7 protein-coding genes are annotated in these 8,498 nt (G+C 65.8%); 2 read left to right on the forward strand and 5 right to left on the reverse strand.

All coding sequences use genetic code 11. The annotated features are described in order from the left end of the window. Positions 1 to 407, forward strand: a 407-nt coding sequence (locus JFB92_RS17660) for an AbfB domain-containing protein (protein ID WP_199041906.1), incomplete at its 5' end; no start/stop codon positions are given. Between the two features lie 158 nt (positions 408 to 565). Here the strand turns inward: JFB92_RS17660 and JFB92_RS26275 are convergent. From JFB92_RS26275 to JFB92_RS17675, 3 genes are all read right to left on the reverse strand, one after another. After that, on the reverse strand, positions 566 to 1,126 hold the full coding sequence (locus tag JFB92_RS26275) for a P-loop NTPase fold protein (RefSeq protein ID WP_199041908.1): 561 nt from the start codon (positions 1,124 to 1,126) through the stop codon (positions 566 to 568). 44 nt (positions 1,127 to 1,170) lie between these two features. Then, complete coding sequence (locus JFB92_RS17670; RefSeq protein WP_199041910.1) at positions 1,171 to 1,944, reverse strand: transposase family protein; 774 nt, start codon at positions 1,942 to 1,944, stop codon at positions 1,171 to 1,173. Positions 1,945 to 2,153: 209 nt separating this feature from the next. Beyond that, on the reverse strand, positions 2,154 to 6,596 hold the full coding sequence (locus JFB92_RS17675) for a discoidin domain-containing protein (RefSeq protein WP_199041912.1): 4,443 nt from the start codon (positions 6,594 to 6,596) through the stop codon (positions 2,154 to 2,156). A 324-nt stretch (positions 6,597 to 6,920) separates the two neighbouring features. Here JFB92_RS17675 and JFB92_RS17680 point away from each other — a divergent pair, with 324 nt between their 5' ends. Beyond that, entirely contained in the window at positions 6,921 to 7,295 is a 375-nt protein-coding gene (locus JFB92_RS17680) for a hypothetical protein (protein ID WP_199041914.1), read from the forward strand. Positions 7,296 to 7,382: 87 nt separating this feature from the next. Here the strand turns inward: JFB92_RS17680 and JFB92_RS27000 are convergent, their stop codons facing one another. Next, positions 7,383 to 7,880 carry a sigma factor-like helix-turn-helix DNA-binding protein gene (locus JFB92_RS27000; protein ID WP_372451658.1) on the reverse strand — a complete coding sequence of 166 codons (498 nt, stop codon included), beginning with the start codon at positions 7,878 to 7,880 and terminating at the stop codon, positions 7,383 to 7,385. After that, on the reverse strand, positions 7,861 to 8,334 hold the full coding sequence (locus JFB92_RS17690; protein ID WP_199041918.1) for a hypothetical protein: 474 nt from the start codon (positions 8,332 to 8,334) through the stop codon (positions 7,861 to 7,863). The genes JFB92_RS27000 and JFB92_RS17690 overlap by 20 nt, the downstream gene beginning before the upstream one ends. Positions 8,335 to 8,498 lie beyond the last annotated feature (164 nt).

The raw sequence follows: 8,498 nt of genomic DNA on the forward strand, positions 1-8,498 counted from the left end.
AGTGGAACCGCTTGAAGTCCTACAACTTCCCCGACCGCTTCATTCGGCACGCCGCCGGCATCGCTCGCATCGACCCGTACCCGATGGAGCCTCCGGCAGACCAGCAGTGGCGGATCGTCACCGGCCTGACCGGGTCCGGAGTCTCGTTCGAGTCGTACAATTACCGCGGTCGGTACCTGCGGCACTCCGGTTTCGAGCTGCGCCTGGAGGAACAGGACGGCTCGGACCTCTTCGCCGCCGATGCGACCTTCCACCAGGAGCCCGGTCTCGCCGACGGCTCCTGGACCTCCTTCCGGTCGCAGAACTTCCCCGACCGCTACCTCCGCCACTCGAACTACGTGCTGCGCATCGACCCGATCGACGACGCCACCGAACGAGCCGACGCCACCTTCCGCATCGGCGCCTGAACCCCGATCGAACACGAACCGACCACGCCCCGCTGCTGTCGGTTGAGGTCCACGCGGGCGGAGGTTCGCATCACCGCCGCCCGTCGCGATCCGAGTCGCCGTCCGTGCCGACCTGCGCCGGGCCAGGCGATATTGGCGCAGTCTTGTCATCCTCGAAGTCACCGTCGCGCCGGATCCCACGGTTCTCGTTCGGCTCGACGGAAGGCCGCATCCCAAGCTGCCTTCCTTACAAGCGCGTCGCCGGCCCACTTGGTTGCGGCGGCCACCCTGCCGCCCACCGCCGGTGCCGCAACCTGAGCGAGTGCGCCCATCGCGGTGCGAAGACGCTTCCCCCGACACGAGGGCAAGGCGGCGCTCAAGAAGGCATAGAAGTCGCCGAGGAGACCGGTTACATCACTGGTCGCCCACGGCGTGAACTGGGCGACCTGCCAGTGGGGGTACACGGTTGCAATCTCTTCTTCCACCATGGCCAGCATCGAACGCTTGCCGCTGCCCCCGGTCAGGCCGAAGACGACGCTGCTTTCGAAGGGGTCACTCGAGGTGATCAGCCGCGAGGCTTGCACCGCACAGGGGCCCTGCCAACGGCATCCACGAGTGGGCCGATCGCAAAAAGCATGACCCTGGAAGAACGACTGCCCGAAATCCTCTACGTACTCGCCAAACGCGCCGTCGAGGACCGCGAACGCATCATCACCGCCTACTGTGATAAATCTTCGCACAAATCGACGGATGTTCGAAACGCCTCCGGGACGCTGAGGTCTTCTCATCCTGATTGGCGTTCTTGATGGTTGAGGGTGGCGATGGCGCGGGCGATCTGGGTGGTCCGATGCGGGTCGCATCGGAGTTTGCCCAGCACATCCCACTTCTTGAGCTCGGCGAAGACGCGCTCGCCTGGTCCGCGTAGTCGGGCGTGGAGCCGGTTGTGCGCCTTCTGGTAGCCCGGTTTGCCCTTCCCCTTGTAGGGCGTGACGACCAGGTCATGGTCCAGCCCTTGATAACCCTTGTCCGCCAGGGCGAACAGGCCGTACTCGCGCAGCAGACGCGGGAGCTGCCAGATCCGGGCCGCGGCGGTGTCGTGGATCGAACCGCGGAGTGCGCCCGAGACACACAGCAGGTTCCCGTCCGGGTCGGCCACCGCTTGGAGGTTCATCTCATGCGATCGGTGCTTCACCTGGTAGTAGGGGCGGTCGGCGGCCAGGCGGTCGGTGTGGATGAGAGTGCCATCGATGATGACGAAGCCTCGCCCGGAGCGCTTGGCCTTCCGTAGTCCGGCCCGGAGCCGCGGCGCCTGCGCGGACAGCAGGTCGATCGCCTCGTGGACGCGACGGGCGGCGGTGGCGCGCGAGATGCCGAACCCGGGCGCGAGGGCGTCGTAGGTGTGGCCATGATGCAGGTAGGCGAGCGTCAGCAGTGCCTGCTGACCAGCATCGATGGCCCGCCAGCGGGAGCGGATCGCCTTGCGGTGGGCACGGATGAGGCCGGCGGTGTAGTTCAAGGTCCGCGTCGACAGCGGCAGTGCCGCCTGGTACAACAACATCGAGGAGCTCCTGGGAGACAACGAGTTTGGTCGCTAGTTGTTGTACCAGGAGCTTCCTCGTTACCCCGCAACGGAACTCACCCAAGATGAGAAACGCACTGGTTATGGCCAGAACTCCCCTGTCTCATCAGGACCGCCCCGGATGGCTGGATCCGTCACTTACGGCCGCGCGGCGTGCCCGGCCCTGTGTGGGGCCGGGCACGGGTTCGTCAGCAGGTACCGACCAATTCCCAGGCATGGCCGGGCCCCTCGGCGGGTTCGTTGCTTCGCGTCCACCACTTGGCTCGCCAGTGCGAACCGTCGAAGTAGACCTTGTCGCCGTGTCGGTAGAGTGACGACGAGGTCCACGTCGAGAGCCGGTCCTCGTCGCAGAACACCGGTTCGCCGACCTCGGTCCACGCACCGTAATCCGACTCACCGGGAGTCATTCCGCGCGTCGACCACTGGGCCACCCACACGCGGCCGTCGTAATGGACCCGTGATCCGTCTGGGTACAGCTCGGACGATTCCCAGTCGGGGACGTTCCAGATCAGACCGTCGAACGCGGCGTCGACGGCGTCGGCTGCGCCGTCGACTGCGCTCTGATCGGCATCCTCATTCTCGAGGACGGTCTCGCCTTCTGCCACCGCATCGGCCAGCGCGGTCCAGGACTCCGGTGTCCAGTCCGCCTCGTTGCGGAGCGCCGCCCGATCGAGCAGCAGTTCCAGCAGGGTGCGGTCGACCGTGCGTTCGACGAGCACGAGTTCGGCCACGTTGGCGAAACCGTTGGGCGTGTAGTACCGCAGGTAGCGGTAGGCGGTGTCGCTCTCGATGGGGGCGGTGCCCCATTCGACCGAGGACACTCCCGAGATCGTCGCGAGCGTCTCCCAGTTCTCGCCGTCGTTCGAGCCCTGGATCTGCGCCCCGTTGGCGCGGGCGTGGTTGCCCTCGCGTGGCAGGTATTCGACGCCGGCAATCGGGACGGCCCCATCCTCGCCGAGGTCGACCGTGACCCAGCCTTCGGCGGTCTCGGTGTCCGGCGAGGTCGCCGGGTCGCCGTCGAAGGCGCGCCATCCGTTCTCGGCCGCGTCGACCGAGCCGTCCCAGGAGATGCTGGAGGCGACCACTCCGGCCTGGTCGACCTCTACCTCAGAGAACAGCGAGGACTGGGGCACGAGCAGGTCTGCGGCCGCGTTCAGGTCGTCAAGGATCGCAGTCCGGTCGGCGTCGTCGTCTGCGAGCGCCTCCCTGAGGCGGTTCACCTCCTCCTCGTATAGGTAGGTGCTGGCGCGGGTCGACGCGCTCGTGTCGCGCACGCGCGACTCGAAGTAGGCGTCGTCGTACTGGAGGTCGCCGTAGAACTGGGCCTCGGAGAGGTTGCCGTGCCAGCGGTTCGCGTTGAAGATCCGGAAGTGGCGGTAGTAGTCCTCGTCGTTCACCTCGCGGCCGGTCCAGGTGTTCGCGGCCGCGCCGCTGAGCTCTTCGGTGAGGTCGGTCCAGGTCTCACCGTCGTCGGAGCCTTGGACGACCACACCGTTGGCGCGGTCGACGCAGCATGATCGCGGCAGCAGGAACACTTCGTCGAGGCGCAAGGAGGCTCCTTCGCCGAAGTCGACCGTGTAGTAGGCGCCCTCGCCGGTGATGAGGTCGCCGGCGGTCTCGGCGTCGCCGTCGAACAGCAGGTAGCCGACCTCTTCGGCGCCGAGGCCGTCGCCGGGCCACTCCTGGCCCGAAGCGACCACTGTGGCCAGGGAGCCGACGTCCACGCTGCTGTCGCCGTCGCCGCCGACGTAGAGTTTCGAGCCGTCGGTGGTGCCGTAGAAGGTGGGCCCGGCCTCCCCGTCGGCGTCGGTGTAGTCCACGGCGACGGTGACGTCGCCGGGTTCGACGCCGTCGACCGCGGCCGAGGCCGTCCAGTTGATCCCGTCCTCGGAGGATGCCTCCGCGGCGATCCCCTCCACGTTCACGGTGAGCGAGTCGACCTGTTCCTTCGTCGTCACGGTCACGTCCACGGTCTCCCTGCTCGCGACCTTGCCGGCGACCGCCTGGTCCGATCCGATGGAGACTGTCTCGATCTGGTTCCCGATCTCGTGGCGCTCACCGTAGATGTGAAACTCGGTCATCTCGAACAGGTTCCGCACGATCCCGTAGAGAACGTCCGGTTGCGGGTCCATCAGCTGCACTTTGAGGTAGCGGAACTGGTCGTCCTGGAGGTCTTCGGCGACCGCCTCGGTGTTGAAGTCCTGGGTGTAGTCCGCTTCTCCCGGCGTGAGCCGGGTCCAGGTGGACCCGTCGTTGGAACCGAACACCGCCGCGGTGGCGAGCCGGTCGGCGAAGATGTTGCTCTGGAAACCGAACTCGGTGGCCGAGACCCGGAAGTCGGGTCCGAAGTCGAAGGTGTGCGACAGGTTGACGGCCTGGAAGTAGCCGGTTCCGGAGTGATTGTTGCCGTCGACGAGGTTCCGGATCCGGTCCTCTGTGGTCGAGTCCACCACGAGACCGGGGTAGTCCAGGCTCCCGTCGATGGCGGTCTTCGGCGAGATCAGGCGCAGGCCGTCCACCGCGGTGACGACCTCGGCCAACGCGTTCAGATATTCGGCGTCGGTTCCCTTCTTCCGCAGCCCCTCGGCGACGTCGTAGACGGCGGTGTAGGCCTCCTCTGTCGCGGACTCGTATCCGGCCTCGGGGTCGTACCCTTCGGCGGCCAGAGTCAGGGCCTCGCGGCGGGCGGCACCGGCGACGAAGGTGAAGCGGCGGGCGGCGGTGATGGTGCCGTCGTCGGCCTCGACGGTGACCGTCCAAGAACCGGCCTCGGCCGGGGTCCAGGTCAGTGCGCCGGTGCCCTGGTCGAATTCGGCACCGTCGGGCAGCCCGGTCGCTCTGTAGGTCGTGCCCTCGGCGGCGGTCGCCGAGAGGTCGGCGGTGATGGTCGCGCCATCCCAGCCGACGACGCGATCGGGCGTACCGCCGGTGAACTCGGGCGGGTTGAGCTCCTCAGCGGCGTTGATGTCGATGTGGTCGATGTCGACCGCGGCGCCCTCGGTCTCGATGTAGAGCAGGTCGCCCATGCCCCGGTCGACGGTGACGTAGCGCCATTCTCCTCCGGTGTCGGGCACGATGATGGAGCTGTCGCGGGTGGAGCCGAGGTGGATCACGGCCTCGCCCTCAGTGCGGACCAGGAAGCCCAGTCGGGACCGCCAGGCCTCGCCGTTGAGGTAGGCGATCTTCGAGCCTCCGGGAAGGCGGACGTATCCGTCGATGGTCTCGGCGGTCCCGTTCAGGTCCGTGTACCGCTGCTCGATCTCATACTTGGTGGGGTTGTCTCCTGGCTGATAGGTCGCCTCGCCCACGGCTTCGGGCGGCGCGAACAGCCACCGGTCACCGCCGCCATCGCGGATGTCCCAGGCGTTGCCGACGCCGCCACCCCGGTGGAACATCGGCGGCGGGCGCATGGCGTAGGCCTCGGAGAGATACGGGGCCATCGACTCGACATCCTCGCCGAGCGTGAACTTGTAGTACCAGTACACCTCCCAGACGCTCGCGGTGACGTACCGACCACGGTAGGACGGGGCGATGGAGTTGTAGGTGTCGCGGATCGTGCCGTCCGGCGAGATCGCGTATGCGATCGGCGTCCACTCGGTGTCGTAACCGAGCATGTACTGCCAGAAGTAGTCAGCCGCTTGAAGGACGCGGTCGTCAAGGAACTCGTAGGGGCCCACGGCGTCTGCCGCGGTCGAGACCGTGCCGTCGACCGGATCCACCTTGGTGTCCTGGGCGAGCATCATACGGGCGAGCGTGGCGATGTTGGTGAGGTCGCCCCCGGCGTGCGCCTGGTCGCGGCCCATCTCGGTCAATTGCACGTGCGGGTCGTCGATCGGCTCACCGGTTTTGTCGTTCCGGTCGACCCACCGCAGCAGCCGCGAGATCGATCCGTTGAATCCGTCGTCCTTCGCGGTGTCGTTGACGGTGTACCACTCGATCTTCTCCTCGTACAGTGCCTGGTCGTCCATGAAGATCGACCCGGCCATGGAACCCAGCAGCGGGTAGTTGTGCTGGTTCATGAAGTGGTCCGGCGAGGACATGAACGTCTCGATGGTCGGCACCACCAGGTTCTGGTTGAACTCCTGGGTGTCGGCTTCGGTCCACGGGTACTCCTCGTCCTCGCCGCAACTGGAGTACCGCAGCAGTTCGGCGGCCGAGACCATGCGGTAGAGCGGGACGCCGGTGTGGATGTGCGCGTCGGTGAAGTACTCGTACTTCTCGGGGTCCATCTGCTCCCAGACGCGGATGATGTCCAGTGCGTTCTTGCGGTAGACCACCTCCCCGGTCAGCACGTACATGACCGCCTGCGTGTAGGCCTTCTGGCCGTCCCCAATGAAGCGGCCGTTGAAGCCCTGGCTGTTGAAGGCGTCAGAGCGGATCGACCCGTCGCCGTTGGCGTTGGAAGCGCTCACGTCCTCGGCCGCGGCCGAGGACTGCCGCATCGCCTCGAACCCGGAGGTCCACGGCTCCTCCCCCGCCGCGATCTGGTCGCGTACGTTCCGCAGAATCGGTTCGGTCAGGCCGACACCGGGGTGGACGAATCCTTCCTCGCTGACGGTCGAGTGGAACTGGACCTCGCAGGCGCCGAGGTCCTGGGCCGCCGACGGCTCGGCGGTCGGGGTGAACAACATGAGTCCCGTGGAGATGATGAGTACCGCGGCGGACCCGAAGACTCTACCGAGAACGTTCACGCGACCGCAGTTCGCGGCCTCTTGCGAAGACATGATGCGTACCTTCCAAGGGGAGAATCGGTTACGGAGGGCAGAGTCGACGACCGGGTGTCCCGCTCGCTCAGCGACCAAGCGCGTAGCCCGCGCACCGGCCGCCGACGGCTCGCTTTTGATGAACCCTATAGGATATCGTTATCCATATGTAGGTAACGATATCCATCTATGGCCCACGATGCAAGCCCCTGGCTCTCCGCTTCAGAGCGAGCGGTAGCGATGTGTGCGGAGTTGGCCGAAGACAATCGTGCCGCCTACCTGCCGGAACTAGCGATGGCGGTAGATACCCATGCGAACTGTCTGGCTGAGGCCAGGCGGCGTGGCGAGACGCTGGCGGCGGCCGAGTGGGCGGTAGCGATGCGTGAGGAGCTGATCGAGACCAACCGCACCACGCACCTGCCGGACCTGGCACTGTCGTTGCAGACGGCGGCGCATGTCCGTCAGAATCTCGGCGTTGAGCTTGACGCCGCACTCGAGTACTGCGACCGCGCGATCGGCTACTACCGCGAACTGAGCGAGGCCGAACCCAACGCGTTCAGCGACGACCTCGCGACGGTCGAAGCACTGCGACAGACCCTAATCGAACAACGCGACGAGCCCGCATAGGATCCGTGCCCTTGCAGCGTTTCCCGGCCGGAGCGGACCAACTACTTGATACTACGGATGCTTATGCGAATCCCCTCTCCATTCGGATCAGATCGCCCGAGTTCGAAGCCGCATCCCTGATCTTCGGGCGTTCGCTATCAAGCGCTTGACACTACGGTCGCTGATGCCATACTGGGCAGCGAGAAGCTTCTGTGGTGTGCCACCGGCATACGCCATGACGATGGCCTCACGCTGTTCGGCGCTCAACCGCTGATTGAGCAAGCGTGGGGTGACGAACTCGGCATGTGTGGGTGGACTACCCCAGCCATTGAACGCCCTCCATGAGGGGCCAGAAATCGGCTCGCTGGGTTCAATTGGGGCCTCAAGACGATCCAGCACGGCGTCTACCTGCGGCGATGGGTTCGAGTAAGAATGCAAAAGGTCCACCACGGTACTCGCCGGTGCCCGACTGCGTATTGCGGTGATCGAGCACCGCGAGGTACCATCCGCCGTCGCGTAGTCACGGGAGGGTGCAATTGTCGTGCTTGGGCGTCTCAAGACTGGGAAGACCGTTCCTGACCTGGGGTTACTTGGCCCGGCCACCACGTCGTTGCCGTCGTTCGTGGATCCAGGTGGCCACTTGGGGCCGGAATACTCGAAGCATCATCAGCGCTGCGAGTGCGGCGCTGATCCAGAACCAGGGGTCATCGATCCAGTAGCCGCGTATGTTCAGGCCGCCGACGAGAAGTCCGGTCGGCACGGTCAAGGTCACCTGCCGGATCGCTGGTGGAGCGTGGCGAAGCAGATGTCTGGCCGGTGGCGCGAACCATAGTGCGTGACCGGCTACGAGGTAGAGGCTCAACACGGGGAAGGCGATCTCGTGACCGCGGGCGTCGGTTATGAGGACCGATGCGGCGATTGCGGTTACCGTGAGATAGGTGAACGCGCAGCGTCTCCACGCCACTAGTCGCAATTGCCGCCGCAACCCCAGGTCCTGGTCGGCGTTCACAACGGTCCGCTCCGCGGTCTTGTCTTCTCGGTACACCGTGCGGAGCTTCACCCTTGGAGGGGGACACTCTGATCGCTGGGCCGGTAGGCTCGGCTGCAAGGAGAGATCAAGGTGGCCTCAGGCAGCAAGTACCCCGATGAGTTCAAGGCGGATGCGGTCCGTCTGTATGTGAACGACCCGAATTCCTCGTATGTCACGACCGCGCAGTCGTTGGG

The sequence above is a fragment of the Glycomyces salinus genome (assembly GCF_016428645.1).
GTDB lineage: Bacteria > Actinomycetota > Actinomycetes > Mycobacteriales > Micromonosporaceae > Glycomyces > Glycomyces salinus.

What these genes read in the sequence shown, in the direction of transcription:
- JFB92_RS17670 (WP_199041910.1), bottom strand. Translation starts at nt 1,944, where the DNA reads ATGTTGTTGTACCAGGCGGCACTGCCGCTGTCGACGCGGACCTTGAAC.
- JFB92_RS17675 (WP_199041912.1), bottom strand. Translation starts at nt 6,596, where the DNA reads ATGTTGTTCACCCCGACCGCCGAGCCGTCGGCGGCCCAGGACCTCGGC.